Here is a 23,291-nt window from a genome sequence, read left to right as displayed (position 1 = left end):
CTCACATCCTCTCCGGAGCGGTGACGCCGAGCAGGTGCAGGCCGTTGGCGATGACCACCCGGGTCGCGTCGTTGAGCCAGAGCCGGGCCCGGTGCAGGTCGGTGACCTCCTCGTCGCCGCGCGGCAGGATCCGGCAGTTGTCGTAGAACCGGTGGTACGCCCCGGCCAGTTCCTCCAGGTAGCGGGCCACCCGGTGCGGCCCCCGCAGCTCGGCGGCGGTGGCCACCACGGCGGGGAACTCGGCGAGCGCCTTGAGCAGCTCGTTCTCCTTCTCGTGCCCGAGCAGCTCGGCCCGGAAGCCGGCGGCGTCGCCGCGGGTCAGGCCGACCTCGGCGGCGTTGCGCCCGACGCTGGCCGTCCGGGCGGCGACGTACTGCACGTAGTACACCGGGTTGTCGCGGGTGGCCCGGGTCCACAGCTCGACGTCGATGTCGATCGGGGAGTCGCTGGAGTAGCGGGCCAGCGCGTACCGGGAGGCGTCCACGCCGATCGCGTCGACCAGGTCCTCCAGGGTGACCACGGTGCCGGCCCGCTTGCTCATCCGCACCGGGGCGCCCTCGCGGACCAGGCTGACCAGCTGACCGATGAGGATCTCCAGGTTGCGGTCCGGGTCGTCACCGAAGCAGGCCGCCATCGCCTTCATCCGGCCGAGGTAGCCGTGGTGGTCGGCGCCCAGCATGATCACGACCCGCTCGAAGCCGCGCTCGCGCTTGTCCAGGTAGTAGGCGCAGTCGGCGGCGAAGTACGTCCACTCGCCGTTGGACTTGCGCAGCACCCGGTCCTTGTCGTCGCCGAAGTCGGTGGTGCGCAGCCAGGTGGCGCCTTCGGCCTCGAAGAGGTGGCCCTGCTCGCGCAGCCTTTCCAGGGCGAGGTCCAGCTCGCCCCGGTCGTGCAGGTCCTTCTCGTTGAAGTAGGTGTCGAACTCCACCCCGAAGGCACGCAGCGAGGACTTGATCTCGGCGAACATCAGCGCGACGCCCTCGACCCGGAAGACCTCCTGGGCGGCGGCGTCGTCCAGCTCCAGCACGTCCGGCCGGACGGCCCGGACCTGCTCGGCGATCTCGGCGATGTACGCGCCGCCGTACCCGTCCTCGGGGGCCGGCTCGCCCTTCGCGGCGGCGAGCAGCGACCGGGCGAACCGGTCGATCTGGGAGCCGGCGTCGTTGAAGTAGTACTCGGTGCCCACGTCGGCGCCGGTGGCGCGGAGCAGCCGGCTCAGCGCGTCGCCGACGGCCGCCCAGCGGACGCCGCCGATGTGCACCGGGCCGGTGGGGTTGGCCGAGACGAACTCGAGGTTGATCTTCTGGCCGGCGAGGGCGTCGCTGCGGCCGTACTCCGCGCCGGCCTCGACGATCGACCGGGCGAGCTGGCCCGCGGCGGCGGCGTCGAGCCGGATGTTGAGGAAGCCCGGGCCGGCGATCTCCACGGACTTGACCCCCGGGGCGCGGCCGAGCTGGTCGGCCAGCGCGGCGGCCAGCTCCCGCGGCGGGACCCCCACCTTCTTGCTGAGCTGCAGCGCCAGCGTCGAGGCGTAGTCGCCGTGCTCCGGATTGCGCGGTCGCTCCACCGCCGTCCGCTCCGGGAGCGCGGCGGAGTCCAAGCCCCGCTCGGTGAAGACGGCGTGGGCTGCGGAGAGGACGACCTCGGCGAGTTCTGCGGGAGTCACCGAACCATGCTAACGGGGGTAGACTCGGGCACTCGGCGGCGACCCTGCACGTCACCCGGCCCGCCAATCCCCTGACCGACCGACCTGCGAGGCACCATGAGCATCAGCACCCCGGGCGGCCCGGAGCGCCGTCCGACCGTGGTCAGCACCGGCAAGAAGCCGGCGGCTGGCCGGCCCGCGTCCGGCGCCAAGCCCGGGGCCGGCAAGTCGGCGGGCACCCCCCGCGCGACCTCGGGTGGCAAGGGCCCCCGCAAGCCGATCGCGCCGGTCAAGGTGAGCCAGGGCCGGTCCTGGGGCCCGATCGCCCTCTTCGTGGCCGTCGGCGTGCTCGCCGCGGCGATCATCGGGTACGGCGCGTATGCGGCCTTCCAGGGCTCCAAGCCGTGGGAGAAGCGGGCCGCCGACATCGACGGCATCGTCGACTTCCGCAAGAAGGACGCCAAGCTCGTCCAGGGCGGCCAGCACCAGCAGGGCCCGATCAAGTACGACGTGAACCCGCCGGTCGCCGGTCCGCACAACGCGGCCTGGCAGAACTGCATGGGTGACGTCTACGACGCCCCGATCGCCAGCGAGCACGCGGTGCACAGCATGGAGCACGGCGCGGTCTGGATCACGTACCGCCCCGACCTGCCGGCCGACCAGGTGGCGACGCTGAAGAGCAAGGTCCAGGGCAAGGAGAAGCTGATGCTCAGCCCGTTCGACGGGCTGGACAAGCCGATCTCGCTGCAGGCCTGGGGCTACCAGCTCAAGGTCGACAACGCCGACGACGGCCGGATCGACGACTTCATCAAGACGCTGCGGGTGAACGCCTCGGTCGAGGGCCCGAACGCCAACTGCGGCCAGGGCATCACGGCCACCGGCACCACCCCGCGCGACCCGCAGCCCACCCAGCAGTAAGGACGGCGATGACCGCTCCCGTGACGACGGACAGCGCACCCGACGAGGCCCCGGTCACCGCCGACGGTGGCCGGCGGTCCGCGCGCCGCTACGGCATCCTCGCGCTGACCGCCGCCGTCGTGGTCGGGCTCCTCCTCGGGTACGCCGGCGGCCTGCTGACGCCGAGCCTCACCCGACCGGGTGACAGCTCGGCCGAGGCGGGCTTCGCGCGGGACATGACCAGCCACCACGCCCAGGCGGTGGAGATGGGGCTGATCGCCTTCCAGAAGGGCAGCGACCCGGAGGTACGCCAGATCGGCGGCGACATCGCCACCGGCCAGCAGGGCGAGATCGGCACCATGCAGACCTGGCTGCGGTCGTGGGGGCTGGACCCGACCGGCTCCGAGCCGGCGATGGCCTGGATGCCGGACGGCCGGGACAGCCTCCGGGACGGGCTGATGCCCGGCATGGCGACGCCGCAGGAGATGGCGCAGCTGCGCGCGGCGCAGGGACACGACGTCGACGTGCTCTTTTTGCGCATGATGATCAAGCACCACCTGGGTGGGATCCACATGATCCAGGGGATCCTCGACCACGGCGAGGACGACGACGTGCTCAAGGTCGCGCAGACCATGAAGAACACCCAGCAGACGGACCTGGTCAACCTCCAGAACGCCCTCAAGCGCCTGGGCGGCTGATCCCGGCATCCGGCCTGACGGAGGCCCGCGTACCGCCCCGGCGGACGCGGGCCTCCGTCCGTTCCGACCCACCCGAGTGTCCCTTTACAACCTTTTGGCAGCCTTTGGTTGCTCCGACCGATTCCGGTCGTTGGAGACTTTTCTCCCCACATATCGTGACCAGTTGCGATTCGGGCTCGTTGCGCAGGACGTGGGGGTTGCACTGAGAGACGCGCGGCGTTCGGTCACCAGTTGGTGCCGGCGCCACACCATCGGCGGTGACGGAGCGGTGGCAGCCGTCCGTCGCGGACACCGGCAGGGCGAGCCCGGAACGCTCAGCCGCGAACAGGAACTCGAACTGATCGACGTCCTGCGGGGCGTCCACCCCGACGAGTTGGGGCTGGACGAGGAGCTGTGGACGCGACAGAGCCTGACCACGCTGATCCAGCGCCAGTTCGACCTGGCGATGGATGCCGGCACCGTCGGGGCGTACCTGCGGGCCTGGGGGTTGGGTCCGCGGGAGCCGCGGGAGCGGGCCTGCGGGCTCTGCGTCGGCGCGGTCGAGCGCTGGGTACGCAGCGAGTACCCGGCGATCACCCGGGCCGCCCAGGAGCATTCCGCGGAGGTCTACTGGATCGGCCGGGTACGCCTGCGTGGCACCATGCCGGCCGCGGACGTGATCTCCGCGGTGTCGTCCCGGGGCCGGGTCCGGTTCATGGTGACCACGCCCGGCGTGGACGCGCCGCTCCCCCGCGACTTCGTGCTGCGGCTCAGCGGCGCCGAGGAGCGCACCGTGCACCTGATCGTGGACGGCTCGTGGCCCAAGAACGAGTGGCCCCGACGCCTCCCCCGCCGCATCGTCCTGCACCCCCTCCCCAGCTGCGGCCGCGCCCTCGCCGCCGCCTAACCCCCACCCCCCCACCCCCACCCTTTTCGCGTTGATCATGAAGTTGTTGTCATCCGCCCGGCGTGTCGGGACAACAACTTCATGATCAACGCGGGATTCGAGGGACACGGAGGGAGCACCGGGTGGCGATTCGGTGTTCGGGACGGGGTTTGGTACTCTTCTCGGGTCGCTGAGCCCCCGTAGCTCAGGGGATAGAGCACCGCCCTCCGGAGGCGGGGGCGCAGGTTCGAATCCTGCCGGGGGCACACAACATCGCAGGAGCGGGCTCCGCGACAAGACGAACGAGGATTCCCCGGCGGGTACGCCGGGGAATTTTTCGTTTCCGGATCGGGGCACACCCGCAAGGTCGCGGGGCCCCGGGTGACCCGGAGGCGGGGTGGACGGGGCCGGGCGGAGACCGGCGCCACAGCCGCCGATGTCTACCGCGTCACCCGGCGGCCGAGGAACCAGACAGCCCCGCCAGTCGGGGCATGGACCGGACTCCATATTGCCGGATTGTTACAACTCCCGTGCATCGGAAACTTGCGGATCGCCTTCGCGCGTGAATAAGTTGTGGTACGCAACAAAACCTCGTGAGGCCGAACCCAGCGAGAGGCATCCATGATGTTGGCGAGGTGCAGCAAGTCATGAGCGACGCGCCCATCCTCCTGGAGATGCGCTCCATCACCAAGGAGTTCCCGGGAGTCAAGGCTCTTTCCGACGTGAACCTGGTGGTGCGCGCCGGTGAGATCCACGCCATCTGCGGCGAGAACGGCGCGGGCAAGTCGACGCTGATGAAGGTGCTCAGCGGCGTCTACCCGTACGGCACGTACGACGGCGACATCGTCTACCAGGGCGCCGAGACCCGCTTCTCCGACATTCGGGCGAGCGAGGCCGCCGGCATCGTGATCATCCATCAGGAGCTCGCGCTCATCCCGCACATGTCGATCGCCGAGAACATCTTCCTCGGCAACGAGCCGCGCAAGCGCGGTGCGATCGACTGGAAGGCCGCGAACCGGATGGCGCTGGACCTGATGGCCCGGGTCGGTCTCCAGGAGGACCCGGACACCCTGATCAAGGACATCGGCGTCGGCAAGCAGCAGCTGGTGGAGATCGCCAAGGCGTTCGCCAAGGACGTCAAGCTGCTCATCCTGGACGAGCCCACCGCCGCGCTCAACGAGGCGGACTCGCGCCACCTGCTCGACCTGCTGCGCGGCTTCCGCGCGCGGGGCATCACCTCGATCATGATCTCGCACAAGCTCAACGAGATCGAGGCGATCGCCGACCAGATCACCATCCTGCGTGACGGCCGGACGGTGGAGACCCTGGACGTGCAGGCGGGCGCGGTCGACGAGGACCGGATCGTGCGGGGCATGGTCGGCCGCGAGCTGAGCAGGCGCTTCCCGGACCACACGCCCAAGATCGGCGAGGTCTTCTTCGAGGTCCGCGACTGGAACGTCCGGCACCCGATCTCGGCCGAGCGCCAGGTCTGCAAGAACGAGAGCTTCGTCGTACGCCGCGGCGAGATCGTCGGCTTCGCCGGCCTGATGGGCGCCGGCCGCACCGAGCTGGCGATGAGCGTCTTCGGCCGCTCCTACGGGGTGTACGAGTCGGGCACGATCATCAAGGACGGCAAGGAGATCGTGCTGAAGTCGGTGGCGGACGCCATCGACCACGGGCTCGCGTACGTCAGCGAGGACCGCAAGGCGATCGGCCTCAACCTGCTCGACGACATCAAGGCGTCGACGGTGGCCGCCAAGCTGTCCAAGATCTCCAAGCACGGCGTCCTGGACGAGGTCGCCGAGTACAAGGCGGCCGAGTCGTACCGCCGGGAGCTGCGGACCAAGGCCCCGTCGGTCGACGAGAGCGTCTCCAAGCTGTCGGGCGGCAACCAGCAGAAGGTCGTCCTGGCGAAGTGGATGTTCACCGACCCGGACCTGCTGATCCTCGACGAGCCCACCCGCGGCATCGACGTGGGCGCCAAGTACGAGATCTACGGCATCATCCAGCGGCTCGCCGACCAGGGGAAGGGCGTCGTCGTCATCTCCTCGGAACTGCCTGAGCTGATCGGGCTCTGCGACCGCATCTACACCGTGTTCGAAGGAACCATCACCGGCGAGATCGCCCGCGAGGATGCGGACCCGGAGACCCTCATGAAGCAGATGACCTCTACGAAGAAGATGCAGACACGATGAGCCGAATCAAGGACCTGCAGAAGAACCTCTTCGGAGGCACCACCTCCAACGCCCGCCAGTTCGGGATGATCTTCACCCTGGTGGCGATCGTCGTCCTGTTCCAGGTGCTGACCAACGGGCTGACGCTGCGATCGGACAACCTGATCGCGCTGTTCCAGCAGAACTCGTACATTCTCATCCTGGCCATCGGCATGCTGATGGTGATCGTCGCCGGGCACATCGACCTGTCGGTCGGCTCGGTCGCGGCCTTCGCCGGCATCCTGGTGGCCAAGTCGATGGCCGAGTGGGACCTGCCCTGGCCGCTCGCCATCCTGTTCGGCCTCGCCATCGGCGCGGCGATCGGCGCCTGGCAGGGCTTCTGGGTGGCCTACATCGGGGTGCCGGCGTTCATCGTCACCCTGGCCGGCATGCTGCTCTTCCGGGGCGGCAACCAGTACATCGGCAACGCCAACACCATCCCGGTGCCGGAGGAGTTCCGGACGATCGGCTCCGGGTTCCTGCCCGAGGTCGGCCCGAACACCGGCTACAACAACCTGACGTTGCTGTTGGGCCTGGCCGCCGCGGTGGCGGTGGTGTGGCGGGAGTTGCAGGCGCGCAAGACCCGCCGGGAGATGGACGCCGATCCGGCGCCGCTGTGGATCTCGATCCTCCGGATGGCCGTCATGGTCGGTGTGATCGCCTTCGCCGCGCTGCGCTTCGCCAGCGGTCGCGTCGGCACCAGCTTCCCGGTCTCCGGCATCATCCTGGTGGCGCTGGTGCTGGCGTACTCCTTCTACACCCGCAACACCTCCGGCGGCCGGCACATCTACGCCGTCGGCGGCAACTCCCGGGCCGCGGAGCTCTCCGGTGTGAAGCTCAAGCGGGTCAACTTCTTCGTCATGATGAACATGTCGGTCCTGGCCGCCCTGGCCGGCATGATCTTCGTGGCCCGTTCGGCGGCCTCCGGACCGCAGGACGGCAACGGCTGGGAACTGGACGCGATCGCCGCGGTCTTCATCGGTGGCGCGGCCGTCTCCGGCGGTATCGGGACCATCAGCGGCTCCATCGTCGGTGGTCTGGTCATGGCCGTGCTCAACAACGGCCTGCAACTGATGGGCGTGGGCACCGACCGCGTCCAGATCATCAAGGGCCTGGTCCTGCTGCTGGCCGTCGCGATCGACGTCTACAACAAGAGCCAGGGGCGGTTCTCCGTCATCGGCAGCATCACCCGCACGTTCCGCCGAGACACACCACCCGCCACTCCCCCGTCCTCGTCCGACGCGGAGCGTCAGCCCGCCACGACGACGGTGTCCGGCTGACGGCCACCGGCCTCACCCCGTATCACCTCTGCAGAAGGGCACTACCTCCTCATGCGCAATCTTCTTGCCAAGACGGTGGCGATCGGCGCCATCGCGACGCTGGCCCTGACCGGTTGCGGCTCCGGCCGTGACGGTGAGTCCGGTGGCTCGGACACCCCGACCAAGGGCTTCGCGGCCGACTCCCTGATCGGTGTCGCCCTGCCGTCGAAGACCTCGGAGAACTGGGTCCTCGCCGGTGACCTGTTCACCAACGGCCTCAAGGAGGCCGGCTTCAAGAGCGACGTGCAGTACGCCGGCGCGTCGACCACCGTTGCCGACCAGCAGGCTCAGATCACCGCCATGGTGACCAAGGGCGCCAAGGTCATCGTCATCGGCGCGACCGACGCCGCGCAGCTGTCGACCCAGGTCGCCGCGGCGCACCAGGCCGGCGCGAAGGTCATCGCGTACGACCGGCTGATCACCAACACCCCGGACCTCGACTACTACGTCGCGTTCGACAACTTTAAGGTCGGCCAGCTCCAGGGCCAGGCCCTGCTGGACGGCATGAAGGCCAAGAAGCCGAACGGCCCGTACAACGTCGAGCTCTTCTCCGGCTCCCCGGACGACAACAACGCCGGTGTCTTCTTCAACGGCGCGATGAGCGTGCTCAAGCCGGAGATCGACAAGGGCAACCTCGTCGTCGCCTCGAAGCAGACCGAGGTCAAGCAGACCGCCATCCAGGGCTGGAAGGCCGAGGGTGCGCAGGCCCGCATGGACCAGCTGCTGACCTCGGCCTACGGCAACAAGCAGCTGGACGGCGTCCTCTCCCCGAACGACACGCTGGCCCGCGCGATCATCACCTCGATCAAGGGTGCCGGCAAGCCGATCCCGGTCGTGACCGGTCAGGACTCCGAGGTCGAGTCGATCAAGTCGATCATGGCTGGCGAGCAGTACATGACGATCAACAAGGACACCCGGAACCTGGTCAAGCAGACCATCGCGATGGTGAAGTCCCTCCAGGCCGGTGACCAGCCGGAGATCAACGACACCAAGTCGTACAACAACGGCAGCAAGGTCGTCGACACGTACCTGCTCCCGCCGGTCGCCGTGACCAAGGCGAACGCGGCCGAGGCGTACGCGAACGACCCGAAGCTGGCGCCGCTCACCAAGTAACACCAGCGGGTAGTCACGACGTCGGGTCCCGGAAGTCCGTTTCCGGGACCCTTCGTTGTACTCCCCGGCAGATACCCACAACCGACCGGAGGCGGCCTGACCTTGGCGACACCCATGCGGTCCGGGCCACCCCGGCAGGGCCGCAACCCGGAACTCCTGCCGGCCTCGGCGCCCGGCGCCAGCCAGGAGGAGATCCGCCGGCAGAACCTCGGCGCCGTGCTGCGCTACATCCACGTGCACGGCCCGACCTCCCGCGCCGAGCTGACCAGTCGGCTCCGGCTCAACCGGAGCACCATCGGCGCGCTCGCCGCCGACCTCGCCGCCGCCGGACTGGTGACCGAGGAGGCGCCCACCACCGCCCGCCGCGCCGGCCGCCCCTCGCTGGTGGTCAGCCCTCGCTCCGACCGCGTCTACGCGCACGCGCTGAGCATCGAGGCGGACCGGCTGCGCGCCGCCCGGGTCGGCCTCGGCGGCCGCATCCTGGACCTGCGCGAGGCCGACCGTCCGTCCGGAATGGCGGCCCCCGACGCCGTCGCCCCGCTGGCCGACCTCGTCCGCGACATGGAACGCGCCGTCCCCGGTGACGCGCTGCTGGCCGGCGGCGCGGTCGCCGTGGTCGACACGACCCGCGACGCCGACGGCCGGATCCGGATCGGCGGCGCCGACGAGACGCTGCACGCCGCGCTCAGCGCGGAGTTCGCGGCCGGCCCCCGATTCGTCACCGGCGACCTCGCCGACATCGCCGCCCTCGCCGAGCACGTCCGGGGCGTGGCGGCGGGGGTCAACGACGTCGTCTACCTGCACGGTGACCTGGGCATCAGCGCCGGCATCATCAGCGGCGGCCGGCTGGTGCTCGGCCACCGCGGACGCAGCGGCAAGGTCGGCCACATGGTGGTCAACCCGGACGGCCTGCCCTGCGGGTGCGGCTCACGCGGCTGCTGGGAGACCGAGATCGGCGAGGCGGCGCTGCTGCGGCACGCCGGCCGCGAGCCGGGCGACCCGGACGCGGTCGCCGAGGTGCTGCGCGCGGCGGCGGCCGGGGAGCACGCGGCGGTGGCGGCCGTGGAGCGGGTCGCCGACTGGCTCGGCTTCGGCGTGGCCAACCTGGTCAACGTGGTCAACCCGAACACCGTGGTGTTCGGCGGCTCGCTGCGCGAGCTCTACCTCGCCGGCGCGGGCACGGTCCGCCGCCGCCTGGACACGATGGTCCTGCCGCCCTGCCGCGAGATCGTGCACCTGCGGGCGGCGGCGCTCGGCCGGGACGCCGCCCTGATCGGCGCCGCCGAACTGGCCTTCGACACGCTCCTGGCGGACCCGCTGCACGCCGGCGCCACCGGCTAGGGCCGGCGGCGGGGCCAGGCTGCGCGGCTGGCTGGTCGGCACCGGCGTCGGTGTCGTTCGCCGCCGACGCGGACCGTCCGGTCGGGCCGTCGCCGGTCGCGGTCAGGTGTCGGCGGCGCGGACCGTCCGGAGCAGGAAGCCGGGCAGCGCGAGCTCCCGGCCGCCGGTCTCCGCGGCCACGTCGATCTCCTCGATCTCCGTGTCGGCCCACATCGGCGCGGCGAAGCCCGTCCGCAGCAACTCCTCGGTCACGCCCCAGCCGTGGCCCGCCGCGAGGGAGACCGCCAGGACGAAGACGGTCGCGCCCGGCGCGGCGAGGCCCGGCAGCAGCGCGAGGTATGCCTCCGCCGCGCCGCCGCCGTGCCGGTGGAGACTGTGCAGCAGGCCGGAGTCGAACACCGAGTCGAACGGCGCCGACGGCAACGACAGCTCGGTGGCGTCCTGCACCTCGAAGTGCACCGTCGGGCCCTCGCCGGCGGCCTTGGCGCGGGCCATGTCGATCGCCACGCGCGAGATGTCGATCGCCGTCACCTGGTAGCCGCGGCGGGCGAGGGCGATGGCGAGATCACCGGGGCCGCAGCCGATGTCGAGCACCTTCGGGCCCTTCACCCCGCGGTCGAGCACCTTTGCGAGGGCCGGCTGCGGACCGCCGATGTCCCAGGGCGGCCCGCCCGAGGCGGCGGCGTCGCGGTAGATCGCGTCGTAGTCGTGCGGCCCGTAGCCGTGGACCTCGGCGTCGTGTGCGGTCACCGCAACCCCCCTGGACAACTCGTTCGCCGGCCGGAACGCGACCAGCGCCGTCAGATCGTCGGCATGACGCGGGTCAGCCGGCCGCCCGCCGGGCCCGGGCCCGGCGTTTTCCCTCGTGCATGGCCTGCACCCGGGCGACCGGAATGGTCCGCCCCTCGGCGACCAGGTCGGCCGGGAGCCGCTGCGGAGCGGGCAGCGCGTCGGCCCACGGATCCCGGTCGGCCACCAGCGCCGGCACCGTCCGCACCGTGAAGTCGGCCGGGGTGACCCCGTCGAGGTCGTCCCAGGCCACCGGGAAGGAGACCGGCAGGCCGGGCCGGACCCGCGGGCTGTACGCGGCCACCACGGTCGCCCCGCCGGCTCGGGTCGCGTCGACGAAGACCCGGCCACCCCGGTCCTCCCGGATGAAGGCCGTGGTGGCCAGGGCCGGGTCGAGCCGTTCGGCGTGCACGGCGAGGGCCCGGGTGGCGGCGGCCGCCTCCTCGGCGGTGGTCACCGGGTCGACCGGTACGAAGACGTGCACGCCCTTCGCCCCGCTGGTCTTCACCGCCCCGGCCAGGCCGACCTCGTCGAGCGCCCGCCGCACCAGCGCGGCGGCCCGGACCACCAGCCCGAACGGCTCCCCCTCCGGCGGGTCGAGGTCGAGCACCAGGTGGGTCGGGTGCTCGGGGTGCGCCACCGTGCTCAACGTCGGGTGGTACTCGATCGCCCGCTGGTTGGCGAACCAGAGCAGGGTGCGCCGGTCGTCGCAGAGGGCGTACGACACCTGCCGGTGGGACGCCTCCGCCCAGACGGCGGTGCGGCGCACCCAGTCCGGCGTGTACTTGGGCAGGTTCTTCTGCATGAACGGGTCCTGCCCGCGCAGCAGCCGGATCACCGAGAGCGGGCGGTCGCGCAGGCCGGGCAGGATGCGCTCGCGCACGGCGTCCAGGTAGTCGACCAGGTCCCGCTTGGTGACGTCACCGCCGGCGAGCAGCGGTTGGTCCAGGTTGGTCAGCCCGACCCCGTCCCGGGTCTCCTCCGCCCCGCTCATCAGCCCACCTTCCCGGCTGCGCCGTCCGCCCGCAAGCCGACGCGGCGGTCAGCCCGCGAACGGGTCGCCGCCGCCACGCAGCGCGTCGAGCATCCGGGCGGCCCGGGCCCGGGCCGCGTCGTACACGCCGGAGCCGAGGCTGATCCGGGCCACGCCGAGGCGGGCCAGCTCCCCGACCCCGGGCGTGCCGGGGCGCAGCAGCACGTTCACCGGCCCGTCGACCGCCGCGACGAACCGCCCCACCAGCTCGGGGTCGGCCAGCAGGATCGGGTAGACGCAGTCGGCGCCGGCGGCGCGGTAGCGACCGGCCCGGCGGACCGCCTCGTCGAACGCCCGGGCCGGGTCGCCGGCGGTGCGCAGGAAGACGTCCACCCGGGCGTTGACCACCAGGTCCGGCCCGGCCGCCGCGCGGACGGCGGCGAGCAGGTCGGCCTGCTCGTCCACCTCGCACAGCCGTCCGGTACCCGGTAGGGAGTCCTCCAGGTTGAGTCCGGCCGCCCCGGTGGCGAGCAACCGCTCGACCAGCTCGGCCGGCGGCAGGCCGTACCCCCGCTCCAGGTCGGCGGTGACCGGCACCTCGACGGTCCGGACGACCCGGGCCACCGCGGCGAGCATCTCGGCCACCGGGGTGGCCTCGCCGTCGGTGTGGCCGAGCGATTCCGCCACGGCGGCGCTGCTGGTGGCGACCGCGGGGAAGCCGGCGGCGGCGACGGCGCGGGCGGAGCCGGCGTCCCAGGCGTTCGGCAGGATCAGCGGGTCACCGGGGCGGTGCAGGGCGCGTAGCGCGGCGGCGGAACGGGTCGACGTCATGGGTCGATTCTCAACCGGGGGGTGGCCCACCCCTAAGCTCCAATCCCGTGCCGATGGACTGGGCCGGTTTCGGCGTCGACCTGCACCTGGAGCTGGACGCCAGCGGCGGCCGGCGGGCCGGGCTGGAACGCGCGCTGCGCGCGGCCATCCGGGACGGCCGGCTGCCGCCGTCGACCCGGCTGCCCGCGACCCGGGCGCTCGCCGCCGAGCTGGGCCTGGCCCGGGGCACGGTCAGCGCCGCGTACGACCAGTTGGTCGCCGAGGGCTGGCTGGTGGCCCGGGTCGGCTCCGGCACCGAGGTGAGCCCGCTGCGGCAGGCCGGGCCGCCGGCCGCCACGCCGACGCCCGGTCCGGCCGCGCCCCGGTACGACCTGCGGCCGGGCAGCCCGGACGTGGGTGCCTTCCCGGTCACCGGGTGGCTGCGGGCCACCCGCCGGGCGCTGGCCGTCGCCCCGGCGAGCGCATACGGCTACGGCGACCCGCGCGGGCGGGCCGAGCTGCGGACCGCGCTCGCCGGCTACCTGGGCCGGGCCCGCGGCGTGCTGGCCGACCCCGAGCGGATCGTCGTGACCAGCGGGTACGTCCAGGCGCTGGTGCTGCTGACCACGGTGTTGCGGGAGGCCGGCGCGCCGACGCTGGCGATGGAGGACCCGGGGCTGCCCTTCCACCGCGAGGTGGTCCGCCGGCAGGGCGGCCGGGTGCTCCCGCTGCCGGTGGACGATGGCGGGGCCCGCACCGACCTGCTCGGCGTCGGGGAGCTGGCCGGGGTGGCGGCGGCGGTGGTCACCCCGGCGCACCAGTACCCGACCGGGGTGACGCTGCGCCCGGACCGCCGGCACGCGCTGACCGGCTGGGCCCGGGACGCCGCCGCCCTGGTGGTCGAGGACGACTACGACGGCGAGTTCCGCTACGACCGGCAGCCGGTCGGCGCGGTGCAGGGCATGGCCCCGGAGCAGGTCGCCTACGTCGGCACCGCGGCGAAGACCCTCGGCCCGGCGTTGCGGCTGGCCTGGCTGGTGCTGCCGGCCCGGCTGGTCGAGCCGGTGGTGGAGGCCAAGCGACACCTGGACGTGCAGACCGAGGTGGTCGGGCAGCTCGCGCTCGCCGACCTGATCACCGGTCACGGGTACGACCGCCAGGTGCGCACCGTCCGCCGCCGCTACCGGCAGCGGCGTGACCTGCTGCTGGACCGACTGGCCGGGTGGGTGGCCGTCGGCGGGGTCGCCGCCGGGCTGCACGCCACCGTCGCGCTGCCGCCGGGCGGGCCGACCGAGGCGGAGGTGCTGGCCGCCGCGGCCGGCCGGGGGTTGGCGCTGACCGGGCTGGACGCCCATCGGCACCGCCCCGGGGCGGGCCCGCCCGGGCTGGTCGTCGGGTACGCCACCCCGCCCGCGCACCGCTACCCGGCCGCGCTGGACGAGCTGGCCACGGTGCTGCGTACCGTCTCCGGTCGGCCCTGACCCCGACGCAGCGCCACCAGGGCGACCAGCAGCGCGGCGGTGACCAGGGCGGCCGCGGCGGCGAACGCGGCGCGGTAGCCGGCGGCGAGGGCGTCGGACCCGGCCCGGCCGGCGGCGCCCAGCACGTCGGTGCGGTGGGCGGCCAGGGTGGCCAGCGCGGCCAACCCGAGCGCGCCGCCGACCTGCTGGGTGGTGTTGGCCAGCCCGGAGGCGAGGCCGGCGTCGGCCGGATCCGCGCCCGCCATGGCGAGGGTGGTGACCGCGGGCAGGGTCAGCCCGCCGGCCAGGCCGAAGACGAGGATCGCCGGGAGCACGTCGGTCGGGTAGTCGCCGTCCACCGGCAGCCGGGCCAGCAGCAGGAACCCGGGTACGGCCAGCGCCAACCCGGTGAGCAGCACCGCCCGACCGCCGAACCGGGCGATCAGGCGCCCGGCGAGGCCGAGCGAGACCACCGCGATCACCACCGGGGTGGGCAGGAAGGCCAGCCCGGTGGCGGCCGGTGCCAGCCCCAGCACGAGCTGGAGTTCGAGGGCCAGCAGGAACTGGAAGCCGAAGAACGCGGCGATGGTGAGGAACTGGACCAGGTTCGCGGCGACCAGGTCCGGCGTGCGCAGCACCCGGGGCGGCAGCAGCGGGGTGGCGGCGACCGCCTGCCGGAACGCGAACGCGCCGAGCAGCGCCCCGGCCAGCAGCGCGGCGGCGAGGGTGCGCGGGGACGTCCAGCCGTGCTCGCCGGCGCCGACGATGGCCACCACGGTGGCCATCAGGCCGGCGGTGACCAGCGCCGCGCCGGGCAGGTCGAGGCCGGCCCGCAGCCCGATGCCGGAGTCGGCCGGCACCCACCGCGTGGCGCCGCCCACGATGAGCAGGCCGATCGGCAGGTTGATCAGGAAGATCGCCGGCCAGCCGGCCAGCTCGGTGAGGAACCCGCCGGCCAGCAGGCCCAGCGAGGCGCCGGCCGCGCCGGTGAAACTGAACACCGCGATGGCCCGGGCCCGCTCGGCGGGCCCGGGGAAGAGCCCGACGACCATGCCGAGGCCGACCGCGGTGGTGAGCGCCCCACCGGTGCCCTGGAGGAACCGGGCGACGACCAGGGTGGTCGGGTCGCCGGCCAGCGCGCAGGCCACCGAGGCGAGGGTGAACAGGGCGACCCCGGCGAGGAACACCCGCCGGCGGCCGACCAGGTCGCCGAGCCGCCCGGCGAGCAGCAGCAGCCCGCCGAACGCGACCAGGTAGGCGTTGACCACCCAGGGCAGGTCGGCGGCGGCGAAGCCGAGGTCGCGCTGGATGGCGGGCAGGGCCACCGCGACGATGCTCCCGTCCAGAATGATCATCAGGCTGCCGGCGCAGAGCACCAGCAGCGCCGCCCATCGGTTCGTCATCGACGTCCTCCTTGGTGCATGGTTTGTTACCAAGGCCATCGTCTGTGACCATCAGACCGAGCGGAAGGAGGCACTTTGGTGTCCCAGGGGAACAGCTGTGTGTCCATCGGGCGCGCCCAGGCCCGCGCCTGCACCGTCCGCGAGGCGCTGGACCGGGTCGGTGGCAAGTGGAGCATCGGCATCCTGGTGGCCGCCGCCAAGGGGCCGGTCCGCTTCACCGAACTGGAACGGCAGGTGGAGGGGATCAGCCGGCGGATGCTGACCCTCACCCTGCGCAACCTGGAACGCGACGGCCTGCTGCACCGGCGGGTGTACCCGACCGTGCCGCCGAAGGTGGAGTACACCGCCACCCCGATGGCCCTGGAGCTCTACGAGTCGCTGGTGGCGCTCACCGAATGGGCCGAACGGCACCGCGGGGCGATCAGCGAGGCGCGGGCCGCGTACGACCGGGAGCACGCGGCGCAGTGACCGCGGCGGCGACCGGCACGTCCCACTCGACGTGGTGGTCGTACAGCCAGGCGAGGGAGGCGCCGCCGGTCTTCGCCATCCGCCGGGCGTACAGCGGCAGGGCGAAGTCCCGCAGCAGCCGGGCGACCGGACCGGCGGCCTTGGTGCCGCTGTTCCGCCGTCCCTGCGCCACCACCCGCTCGACCCGCTCCCGGCGCAGCCGCTCGTACGCGGTGAACGCGGCCGGCACGTCGGGCAGATCACGCAGGCACCGGGCCAGCGTCACCGCGTCCTCGAACGCCATCGCCGCGCCCTGTCCGGAGGAGGGGGCGGCGGTGTGCGCGGCGTCGCCGATGACGATCATCCGGTCGCGGTGCCAGACGGGCAGCGACGGCAGGTCGTAGGTGGGCCAGCCGTACTGGATCCGGTCGGTGGCCTCGACGACGCGCAGGGCCGGGCCGGCGTCGTCCGCGAAGAGGGCGCGCAGCCGGGCGCGCGATTCCTCGGGGCCGATGGCGGCGAGCTGGTCCGGGGTCAGTTCCGCCGGCTGGGGCGGGTTGGCGAACCACCAGATCTCGCCGTCGGCCACCGGGATCCAGCAGAAGAAGCACCGCCGACCGAAGATCATGTTCATCACGCCCGGCTCGCCGGGCAGCCCCAGGCCGCGGGTGAAGCCACTGGCGTTGAGCAGCGGGACGTAGCGGGGCGTGGGCGCCGCCGGGTCGATGATCTCCCGGGTCCGCGAGCGCAGCCCGTCCGCGCCGATCAGGAGGTCACCCTCGGCGCTCCGGCCGTCGGCGAAGCGGGCCCGTACGGCCGCGCCGGTCGGCTCGGCCGCGACCAGCCGGGCGCCGTGCACGATCGGTACGCCCTGCCGGGCGGCCTCGTCGCGCAGCGCCCGGTAGAGGTCGGACCGCCGCACCGTGGTGCTGCCCCGGCCCCGGGTGCGGGTGCCGCTGGTGCCGAACTCGCCCAGCCGGCGGCCCTGGTGGTTGAACATCGCCATCCGGGGGGTCGGGTGCCCGAGCCCGGCGACCAGCTCGTCCAGGCCGATCGCCCGCAGCGCGTCCATCCCGTTGACCGAGAGGGTCAGGAAGGAGCCCACGCCGACCGCGTCCCGCTCGTACGCCTCGTGGACCACCGAATCGATGCCGGCGCGGCGCAGGGCGAGGGCGGCGACCGGGCCGGCGATGCCGCCACCGATGATCAATGCCTTAGTCATATCATGACTATACATAGAATGACCATGACGAGGAAGACCGTCACCTAAGGTGAGGCCATGGCCGCCCGCGCACACCGCCACTCACCGCTGGCGATGATGGTGCTCGCCCTCCTGGTCGAGCAGCCGATGCACGCGTACCGGATGCAGCAGCTCATCCAGGAACGCGAGAAGCAGGACGTGGTCAACGTCGCGCAGCGCAACAGCATCTACCAGGCCATCGAGCGGCTGCGGCGCGACGAGCTGGTGCGGGTCAGCCACACCGCCCGGGACGAGCGGCGGCCGGAACGCACGGTCTACGAGTTGACCGACGCCGGCCGGCGGACGCTGGACGGCTGGCTGGTCGAGGCGCTGGCCACCCCGGCGCGCGAGTTCCCCGAGTTCCCCGCCGCGCTCTCCTTCCTGCCGCTGCTGCCACCGGCCGAGGCGGCCCGGCAGCTCGAACGGCGCGCCGAGACCCTCGCCGCGCGGCTGCGCGAGCGCGAGGCCGTCCTCGCCCGGGTCGACCTGCCGCGGCTCTTCCTGATCGAGGACGAATACCGGCTGGCCCTGCTGCGGACCGAGCTGGAGTGGGTCCGCGGCCTCGCCGCCGACCTGCACGCCGGGACGCTGACCTGGTCCGGCGAGTGGCTGGCCGGCTGGACCGGCGCGGCGGCCGGCGCCGGGGAATAACCGGTGTGGCGAACGCCACCCGACGCGTCTGACCGATCGGTCAGGCTCTGACCGATCGGTCAGGCATGCTGGAACGCATGGCACGGACGACCCCGCAGACCCACGGCGAGATCCTGGCCGCGGCGGCACGGCGGTTCGCGGTGACCGGCTACAAGGGCACCTCGTTGCAGGACATCGCCCGCGAGGTGGGCTGTTCCAAGGCGGCCGTGCTCTACCACTTCGCCAGCAAGGAAGCCCTGCTCGCCGAGCTGATGGCCCGGCCGATCGAGGTGCTGCGCCAGCTCGACGAGCGGATCACCGCCCTCGACGGCGCCGCCGCCCAGCGCGCCGCCGCCGAGGGCTTCGTGGACCTCGCGGTCCGCTTCCGGCGGGAGATCGCGCTGCTGCGCGGCGAGTTCCCCGAACTGCTGGCGCAACCGGCCTTCGCCCACGTCCAGCGCATCTCCGAACGGCTGCTCGACGCGCTCGCCGGGCACTGCGAGGGCCCGGGCGGCCGGATCGCGGCGATGGTCGTGCTGGCCGGGGTGCCGGAGGCGTGCGCCGAGTTCGTCGACGTGCCCGACGACGAGTTGCGCCCCGCCCTGCTGGCGATCGCCGCCCGGGCGCTGGCACCGCTCGACCCACCCAACCCCGAATGAGGACAAGGATCTGATGGCGACCCTGCTGTACCGGCTCGGCCGGGCCTCATTGCGCCACCGGCGACTCGTCGTCGCCGTCTGGCTCGTCGTACTCGTCGGCCTCGGCCTCGCCGCGGCGACCCTGCGCGGCCCGACGGCGAGCAACTTCACCATGCCCGGGACCGAGTCGCAGCAGGCGCTGGACCTGCTGGCCGAGCGGTTCCCGGCGGCCAGCGGCGCCACCGGGACCATCGCGGTCAAGGCGCCGGCGGACGGCCAGCTCGCCACGCCCGAGGGGCAGACGCTGGTCAAGGGCGTCGTGCAGGAGGCCGCGGCCCTGCCCGGCGTGGTCGGCGCCGTCGACCCGTTCCAGGTCCAGGCGGTCTCCCCCAACGGCCGGTACGCCCTGGTGCAGGTGCAGTTCGCGAAGGGCGCCGACGAGGTCACCGACGACCAGCGCGCGGCGTACGAGAAGGTCGGCGCGCAGGCCGAGGCGCAGGGCTGGCAGGTCGCGCCCGGCGGCGAGGTGCTCAACTCCGAGCCCGAGGTCGGCTCCACCGAGGCGCTGGGCGTGCTGGTCGCCGCGATCGTCCTGATCATCACGTTCGGCTCGCTGGTCGCCGCCGGGATGACCATGCTCAACGCCCTGATCGGCGTCGCCGTCGGCATGGCCGGCCTGTACGCGCTCAGCGGCGCGGTCGAGCTGACCAGCACCGCGCCCATCCTGGCCCTGATGCTCGGCCTGGCCGTCGGCATCGACTACTCGCTCTTCATCACCTCCCGGCACCGGCAGAACCTGCTCGACGGCCTGGAGCCGGACGAGGCGGTCGGCCGGGCCGTCGGCACCGCCGGCTCCGCCGTCGTCTTCGCCGGCGCCACCGTGGTCATCGCGCTGGCCGGTCTGGCCGTGGTCAACATCCCCTTCCTCACCGTGATGGGTCTGGCCGCCGCGGGCACCGTCACCGTGGCGGTGCTCGTCGCGATCACCCTCCAGCCGGCCCTGCTCGGCTTCGCCGGCCGCAAGGTGCTCCCCCGCAAGCTGCGCCGGGCCGAGGCCGCGCCGGCCGCCCGCGACACCCCGCCCGCCGAGGACCGCTCCGGCTTCGGCTTCCGCTGGGCGCACCGGGTCACCCGGTTGCGGATCCCGGTCATCCTGGTCGGGCTGCTCGGCCTCGGGCTGCTCGCGCTGCCGGCGCAGGACATGCGGCTGGCCCTGCCGGACGCGGCCAACGCGCCCGAGGGCAGCGCGGCCCGGGCCAGCAACGACGTCATCCGCGAGGGCTTCGGGCCCGGCTTCACCGGCCGGCTCGCCGTGGTGGTCACCTCGGACTCCCCGCAGGACACCGCAGCCGCCGTACCGCAGGTCACCGCGCTGATCCAGCGCACCGAGGGTGTGCTGGCCGTGGCTCCGCCGCAGGTCGACCCCTCCGGCCGGACGGCGCTGCTCGGCGTCATCCCCAAGACCGGGCCGACCGACGCGGCCACCGAGACGCTGGTCCACGACATCCGCGACGGCGTCGGCGCGATCGGCAACGCCGAGGTGCTGCTCACCGGCGTCACGGCGATCGGCATCGACGTCTCCGAGAAGCTCTCCGACGCGCTGCCGGTCTACCTGCTGCTCGTCGTCGGGCTGTCGATCCTGCTGCTGATGCTGGTGTTCCGCTCGATCCTGGTGCCGGTCAAGGCGGCGCTGGGCTTCCTGCTCACCGTGGCCGCCACCTTCGGCATCACCGTCGCGGTGTTCCAGCAGGGCCACCTGGCCGACCTGGTCGGGCTGGACACCCCGGGCCCGCTGATCAGCTTCCTGCCGATCCTGCTGATCGGCATCCTGTTCGGACTCGCCATGGACTACGAGGTCTTCCTGGTCTCCCGGATGCGGGAGGACTTCGTGCACGGCGACACCCCGCGCCAGGCCACCATCAACGGGATGGGCCACGGCGCCCGGGTGGTCACCGCCGCCGCGCTGATCATGATCTCGGTCTTCGGCGGCTTCGTCTTCCTCGACGACCCGGTGATCAAGTCGATGGGCTTCGCGCTCGCGATCGGCGTCGCCATCGACGCCTTCGTGGTGCGGATGACCATCGTGCCGGCGGTGATGTCGCTGCTCGACCGGACCGCCTGGTGGCTGCCCCGCTGGCTGAACCGGGCACTGCCCAACGTGGACATCGAGGGTGAGGGGCTGCGCGCCCACCTCGACCGGGAGCCGGTCGACGCCTGACGGACGGGACCTGCCCGGCCGGCCTACACGCCGGCCGGGTAGGTCTCCATCTCACCCATCGCGCTCAGCGCGGGCAGCGGATGCAGCGCGGTGGTCTCGTCGCACCAGATGAACCCGTCGTACCGCTCGGCCAGCCGGGTCGGCACGTAGTTGCCCCAGGACTCGAAGGTCGGGTCGTAGACCACCCCGATCGCCCGGTGGTCGACGGTGCCGGTGATCCACTCCGGCTCGTCGGCACCGCCGAAGACCAGCACCGCCCGCTCCGGCATCAGCTCGTGCAGCCGCCGCTCCACCGAACCCTCCCGGGCCGGCGGCACCACCATCGCCTCGGCCGGCGATCCCCAGCGCGGCGCGGCGACGACCGTCCCCCGGTAGCTGCCGAAGCCGACCAGCACGACCCCGTCCCGGCCGAGCCGTTCCCGGCCCAACTGGCCGATGTTCACCATCCCGTCGGCGGCCATGTCGGTGGCCCGGGCGTCTCCCACGTGCGTGTTGTGCGCCCAGACGATCCCCCGCGCCTGGGGGCCGTAGTGCTCCAGCAGGCGGTCCAGCGTGTCCGTCATGTGGATGTCCCGCACGTTCCACGACTCCGGGCCGCCGCGCACCATCGCCCGGTAGTAGCGCTCCGCGCCGGCCACCACCTCCGCGTTCTGCCAGGCCGCGAAGGCGTCCGGGCCGTCCGACGCGGCGTGTGCCCGGGTACGCGCCAGCAGGCGTACCACCTCCTCCTCGCAGCGCGCGGAGACGAACCGGCTGGCCGCGCCGTACTCCTCGACCTGCTTGCCGTACGGCTCGAAGCAGCGGTAGGCCTCCTGCGCCGCCTCCAGCGACTGCGGGTCCTCCTCGCCGAGGTAGTCGAAGATGGCCTGCATGGACTCCCACAGGCTGTAGACGTCCAAGCCGTGGAAGCCGGCCCGCTCCCCCGCCGGGCGTTCCATGTTCCAGGCCCGCAACCAGCGGCAGAACCGGTTCACCTCGGCGTTCGCCCACATCCAGGTGGGCCAGCGGTCGAAGCATTCCAGCGCGAGCCGCGGGTCGGCGGCGCCGCCGGGCGCGCCGGTCACCGACCGGTTCACCCGGTCGCAGTCGGGCCAGTCGCCCTCCACCGCCACGAAGGAGAAACCGTGCTCGGCGATGAGCCGGCGGGTGAACTGCTCGCGCAGCCGGTAGTAGTCGTAGCTGCCGTGCGTCGCCTCGCCGATCATCACCACCCGGGCGTCCCCGACACGCGCGAGCAACGGATCGAAGTCGCTCGGCGCGCCGAGCCGCTGAACCAGCATGTCCGCGGCTACCCGGCGGGTCGGCGACCAAACTCGGACCGTGCCCGTGGGCGTCGATGGCCGCGCCGGTCCCACCCCTCCGATCGGCCACTTCCGCCGGTCGTGGTGTGCCGGCGCGCAGGACGGGTAGCCGGGCGGCATGACCGTCACCGGGGCGCAGTTGCAGGACTACCTGGCCGGGCTCGACTACCCGGTATCCCGCGAGGACATGGTCCGCTGGGGTCAGGAGAACGGGGCCAGCACCGAGCTGTTACAGATGTTGCGGGCGTTGCCCGCGGAACAGTTCAACGACCCCGCCGAGCTGCACGAGGCGCTCGCCACCCTCGCCTGACCGCCGGGTGGGCTTCCGGCGCCGCAGGCGGTCCCGCTGGGTGCCGGTCGCGCGGGTCGCGAGCATGCAGGAGACGGAACAGGACCAACCACTGCTCCGGCCAGACCAGCCCGACCGGCGTGGCCGGGTCGAGCCGGGCCGCCCGTAGCGCGCCGTCCACCCGGCCGCGCGGGTGCGCCGTGCGCAGCGAGGCGGCGAGCGAGCCGCCGGCACCGCCGAACCCGAGCTCGACCATCCTCCGGTACGCGGGCAGCGCCGCCCGGGGCAGCAGCGGCTCGCAGCGGCGCTCGACCCGCAGGATCCCGCCGTCGACGCCGGGCACCGGCCGGAACGCGGCACGCGGCACCCGCCCGGCCAGCCGCCAGTGGTGTTCCGGCCAGGTGAGCACGGTCAGCCTGCTCCACCGGCCGTGGTCGCCGGTGCGCTTGCGGGCGTACTCCAGCTGGGTGAGCAGCGTCGCGGCCCGCAACCCGGGGGCGGCCAGGCACCAGCGGACCACCGCGGCCGTCAGCGACCAGGGGATGTTGCCGACCACGGAGAACGGCTCGTCCGGCGGCGGCGCGGCCAGGAAGTCCTCCTGCCGGTGGCTGACCTGCGGCAGTTGGGCGGCGAGAGCGGCCAGGTCAGCGGCGGCGGCCGGGTCCACCTCGTACGCGACCAGCCGCGCGCAGCGGGCGGCGAGCGGACGGGTCAGCTGACCCCGTCCCGCGCCGACCTCCAGCAGCAGGTCGTCGGGGCCGGGCCGGGCGGCCCGGACCAGCCGCGCGACGGCGGCCGGGTCGGTCAGGAAGTTCTGGGACAGTACGCGACGGGACCGGTCGCGTGCGGTGGTGCGGGGTCGGCGGGGCGCCACGGGATCGTCCTGTCTGTCGCCGGTCGGCGACGGGTACGGACAGGCAGCGCGCATGGCGGGCCGGTCCGAGCGGATCGGGACTCGGACGACCCTGGAGATTCGGCGTGGGACGCGGACGTGCGCCCGCC

The 23,291-nt window shown here is 73.0% G+C and carries 20 protein-coding genes, 1 tRNA gene and 1 pseudogene; 14 read left to right on the top strand and 8 right to left on the bottom strand.

The window, feature by feature from the left end; translation table 11 throughout:
• Position 1: 1 nt before the first annotated feature.
• Positions 2–1,666, bottom strand: a complete 1,665-nt coding sequence (gene argS, locus GA0074696_RS08315) for an arginine--tRNA ligase (RefSeq protein WP_088960545.1) — start codon at positions 1,664–1,666, stop codon at positions 2–4.
• 96 nt (positions 1,667–1,762) lie between these two features.
• On the opposite strand from argS, the gene GA0074696_RS08310 reads away from it, so the two are divergent.
• The 8 genes from GA0074696_RS08310 to GA0074696_RS08275 all read left to right on the top strand — a co-directional run bounded on the left by GA0074696_RS08310 (position 1,763) and on the right by GA0074696_RS08275 (position 10,091).
• Positions 1,763–2,563 (top strand): DUF3105 domain-containing protein, encoded by an 801-nt coding sequence (locus tag GA0074696_RS08310; RefSeq protein WP_088960544.1) that lies wholly within the window; start codon positions 1,763–1,765, stop codon positions 2,561–2,563.
• Between the two features lie 8 nt (positions 2,564–2,571).
• The gene (locus GA0074696_RS08305; RefSeq protein ID WP_088960543.1) at positions 2,572–3,240 is read left to right on the top strand and encodes a DUF305 domain-containing protein; all 669 of its coding nucleotides are present in this window, start codon (positions 2,572–2,574) and stop codon (positions 3,238–3,240) included.
• Positions 3,241–3,430: 190 nt separating this feature from the next.
• Positions 3,431–4,126 carry a winged helix-turn-helix domain-containing protein gene (locus tag GA0074696_RS08300; RefSeq protein WP_088960542.1) on the top strand — a complete coding sequence of 232 codons (696 nt, stop codon included), beginning with the start codon at positions 3,431–3,433 and terminating at the stop codon, positions 4,124–4,126.
• A 173-nt stretch (positions 4,127–4,299) separates the two neighbouring features.
• Positions 4,300–4,371 (top strand) — tRNA-Arg (locus tag GA0074696_RS08295).
• Between the two features lie 381 nt (positions 4,372–4,752).
• Complete coding sequence (gene mmsA / locus GA0074696_RS08290; RefSeq protein ID WP_088960541.1) at positions 4,753–6,300, top strand: multiple monosaccharide ABC transporter ATP-binding protein; 1,548 nt, start codon at positions 4,753–4,755, stop codon at positions 6,298–6,300.
• Positions 6,297–7,598 (top strand): multiple monosaccharide ABC transporter permease, encoded by a 1,302-nt coding sequence (gene mmsB / locus GA0074696_RS08285; RefSeq protein WP_088960540.1) that lies wholly within the window; start codon positions 6,297–6,299, stop codon positions 7,596–7,598. Before mmsA ends, mmsB begins: the two co-directional genes overlap by 4 nt.
• Before the next feature lie 51 nt (positions 7,599–7,649).
• On the top strand, positions 7,650–8,750 hold the full coding sequence (locus tag GA0074696_RS08280; protein ID WP_088960539.1) for a substrate-binding domain-containing protein: 1,101 nt from the start codon (positions 7,650–7,652) through the stop codon (positions 8,748–8,750).
• A 114-nt stretch (positions 8,751–8,864) separates the two neighbouring features.
• Positions 8,865–10,091, top strand: a complete 1,227-nt coding sequence (locus GA0074696_RS08275; protein WP_172894564.1) for an ROK family protein — start codon at positions 8,865–8,867, stop codon at positions 10,089–10,091.
• Positions 10,092–10,193: 102 nt separating this feature from the next.
• On the opposite strand, the gene GA0074696_RS08270 is transcribed toward GA0074696_RS08275, so the two are convergent.
• The 3 genes from GA0074696_RS08270 to GA0074696_RS08260 form a co-directional block, all read right to left on the bottom strand.
• Positions 10,194–10,841 carry a class I SAM-dependent methyltransferase gene (locus GA0074696_RS08270; RefSeq protein WP_088960537.1) on the bottom strand — a complete coding sequence of 216 codons (648 nt, stop codon included), beginning with the start codon at positions 10,839–10,841 and terminating at the stop codon, positions 10,194–10,196.
• 73 nt (positions 10,842–10,914) lie between these two features.
• On the bottom strand, positions 10,915–11,874 hold the full coding sequence (gene ligD, locus GA0074696_RS08265; protein ID WP_088960536.1) for a non-homologous end-joining DNA ligase: 960 nt from the start codon (positions 11,872–11,874) through the stop codon (positions 10,915–10,917).
• A 48-nt stretch (positions 11,875–11,922) separates the two neighbouring features.
• Entirely contained in the window at positions 11,923–12,684 is a 762-nt protein-coding gene (locus tag GA0074696_RS08260) for an isocitrate lyase/PEP mutase family protein (RefSeq protein ID WP_088960535.1), read from the bottom strand.
• A 53-nt stretch (positions 12,685–12,737) separates the two neighbouring features.
• Here GA0074696_RS08260 and pdxR point away from each other — a divergent pair, with 53 nt between their 5' ends.
• On the top strand, positions 12,738–14,144 hold the full coding sequence (gene pdxR, locus GA0074696_RS08255; RefSeq protein WP_088960534.1) for a MocR-like pyridoxine biosynthesis transcription factor PdxR: 1,407 nt from the start codon (positions 12,738–12,740) through the stop codon (positions 14,142–14,144).
• Here the strand turns inward: pdxR and GA0074696_RS08250 are convergent.
• Positions 14,084–15,526, bottom strand: coding sequence for an MFS transporter (locus GA0074696_RS08250; RefSeq protein WP_197700823.1), 1,443 nt, complete (start codon positions 15,524–15,526; stop codon positions 14,084–14,086). The two genes, pdxR and GA0074696_RS08250, sit on opposite strands and share 61 nt — an antisense overlap.
• Before the next feature lie 78 nt (positions 15,527–15,604).
• On the opposite strand from GA0074696_RS08250, the gene GA0074696_RS08245 reads away from it, so the two are divergent.
• Positions 15,605–15,994: a winged helix-turn-helix transcriptional regulator gene (locus GA0074696_RS08245; RefSeq protein WP_088960533.1), complete on the top strand. Its 390-nt coding sequence runs from the start codon at positions 15,605–15,607 to the stop codon at positions 15,992–15,994.
• Here the strand turns inward: GA0074696_RS08245 and GA0074696_RS08240 are convergent.
• Positions 15,948–17,195, bottom strand: a complete 1,248-nt coding sequence (locus tag GA0074696_RS08240) for an FAD-dependent oxidoreductase (protein ID WP_088960532.1) — start codon at positions 17,193–17,195, stop codon at positions 15,948–15,950. The two genes, GA0074696_RS08245 and GA0074696_RS08240, sit on opposite strands and share 47 nt — an antisense overlap.
• 57 nt (positions 17,196–17,252) lie before the next feature.
• On the opposite strand from GA0074696_RS08240, the gene GA0074696_RS08235 reads away from it, so the two are divergent.
• The 3 genes from GA0074696_RS08235 (at position 17,253) to GA0074696_RS08225 (ending at position 20,699) form a co-directional block, all read left to right on the top strand.
• Positions 17,253–17,864 (top strand): PadR family transcriptional regulator, encoded by a 612-nt coding sequence (locus tag GA0074696_RS08235; protein ID WP_088960531.1) that lies wholly within the window; start codon positions 17,253–17,255, stop codon positions 17,862–17,864.
• Between the two features lie 77 nt (positions 17,865–17,941).
• Positions 17,942–18,502, top strand: a complete 561-nt coding sequence (locus GA0074696_RS08230) for a TetR/AcrR family transcriptional regulator (RefSeq protein WP_088964439.1) — start codon at positions 17,942–17,944, stop codon at positions 18,500–18,502.
• Between the two features lie 13 nt (positions 18,503–18,515).
• Positions 18,516–20,699, top strand: a complete 2,184-nt coding sequence (locus GA0074696_RS08225; RefSeq protein ID WP_088960530.1) for an MMPL family transporter — start codon at positions 18,516–18,518, stop codon at positions 20,697–20,699.
• A 23-nt stretch (positions 20,700–20,722) separates the two neighbouring features.
• On the opposite strand, the gene GA0074696_RS08220 is transcribed toward GA0074696_RS08225, so the two are convergent.
• A complete protein-coding gene (locus tag GA0074696_RS08220; RefSeq protein WP_088960529.1) occupies positions 20,723–21,979 on the bottom strand; it encodes an erythromycin esterase family protein in 1,257 nt (418 codons plus the stop codon).
• A gap of 139 nt (positions 21,980–22,118) precedes the next feature.
• Here GA0074696_RS08220 and GA0074696_RS08215 point away from each other — a divergent pair, with 139 nt between their 5' ends.
• Positions 22,119–22,310, top strand: a complete 192-nt coding sequence (locus GA0074696_RS08215) for a DUF2795 domain-containing protein (protein ID WP_088960528.1) — start codon at positions 22,119–22,121, stop codon at positions 22,308–22,310.
• A 61-nt stretch (positions 22,311–22,371) separates the two neighbouring features.
• Here the strand turns inward: GA0074696_RS08215 and erm are convergent.
• Positions 22,372–23,163: pseudogene (gene erm / locus GA0074696_RS08210) on the bottom strand (ErmE/ErmH/ErmO/ErmR family 23S rRNA (adenine(2058)-N(6))-methyltransferase); the annotation flags it as partial.
• Between the last annotated feature and the right edge of the window lie 128 nt (positions 23,164–23,291).

It is taken from the genome of Micromonospora purpureochromogenes (assembly GCF_900091515.1).
GTDB lineage: Bacteria > Actinomycetota > Actinomycetes > Mycobacteriales > Micromonosporaceae > Micromonospora > Micromonospora purpureochromogenes.
This window is presented reverse-complemented; position numbering and strand designations above follow the sequence as displayed.

What these genes read in the sequence shown, in the direction of transcription:
- GA0074696_RS08310 (WP_088960544.1), top strand. Translation starts at nt 1,763, where the DNA reads ATGAGCATCAGCACCCCGGGCGGCCCGGAGCGCCGTCCGACCGTGGTC.
- GA0074696_RS08305 (WP_088960543.1), top strand. Translation starts at nt 2,572, where the DNA reads ATGACCGCTCCCGTGACGACGGACAGCGCACCCGACGAGGCCCCGGTC.
- mmsA (WP_088960541.1), top strand. Translation starts at nt 4,753, where the DNA reads ATGAGCGACGCGCCCATCCTCCTGGAGATGCGCTCCATCACCAAGGAG.
- mmsB (WP_088960540.1), top strand. Translation starts at nt 6,297, where the DNA reads ATGAGCCGAATCAAGGACCTGCAGAAGAACCTCTTCGGAGGCACCACC.
- GA0074696_RS08280 (WP_088960539.1), top strand. Translation starts at nt 7,650, where the DNA reads ATGCGCAATCTTCTTGCCAAGACGGTGGCGATCGGCGCCATCGCGACG.
- GA0074696_RS08275 (WP_172894564.1), top strand. Translation starts at nt 8,865, where the DNA reads ATGCGGTCCGGGCCACCCCGGCAGGGCCGCAACCCGGAACTCCTGCCG.
- ligD (WP_088960536.1), bottom strand. Translation starts at nt 11,874, where the DNA reads ATGAGCGGGGCGGAGGAGACCCGGGACGGGGTCGGGCTGACCAACCTG.
- GA0074696_RS08260 (WP_088960535.1), bottom strand. Translation starts at nt 12,684, where the DNA reads ATGACGTCGACCCGTTCCGCCGCCGCGCTACGCGCCCTGCACCGCCCC.
- pdxR (WP_088960534.1), top strand. Translation starts at nt 12,738, where the DNA reads ATGGACTGGGCCGGTTTCGGCGTCGACCTGCACCTGGAGCTGGACGCC.
- GA0074696_RS08250 (WP_197700823.1), bottom strand. Translation starts at nt 15,526, where the DNA reads ATGACGAACCGATGGGCGGCGCTGCTGGTGCTCTGCGCCGGCAGCCTG.
- GA0074696_RS08240 (WP_088960532.1), bottom strand. Translation starts at nt 17,195, where the DNA reads ATGACTAAGGCATTGATCATCGGTGGCGGCATCGCCGGCCCGGTCGCC.
- GA0074696_RS08235 (WP_088960531.1), top strand. Translation starts at nt 17,253, where the DNA reads ATGGCCGCCCGCGCACACCGCCACTCACCGCTGGCGATGATGGTGCTC.
- GA0074696_RS08230 (WP_088964439.1), top strand. Translation starts at nt 17,942, where the DNA reads ATGGCACGGACGACCCCGCAGACCCACGGCGAGATCCTGGCCGCGGCG.
- GA0074696_RS08225 (WP_088960530.1), top strand. Translation starts at nt 18,516, where the DNA reads ATGGCGACCCTGCTGTACCGGCTCGGCCGGGCCTCATTGCGCCACCGG.
- GA0074696_RS08220 (WP_088960529.1), bottom strand. Translation starts at nt 21,979, where the DNA reads ATGCTGGTTCAGCGGCTCGGCGCGCCGAGCGACTTCGATCCGTTGCTC.
- GA0074696_RS08215 (WP_088960528.1), top strand. Translation starts at nt 22,119, where the DNA reads ATGACCGTCACCGGGGCGCAGTTGCAGGACTACCTGGCCGGGCTCGAC.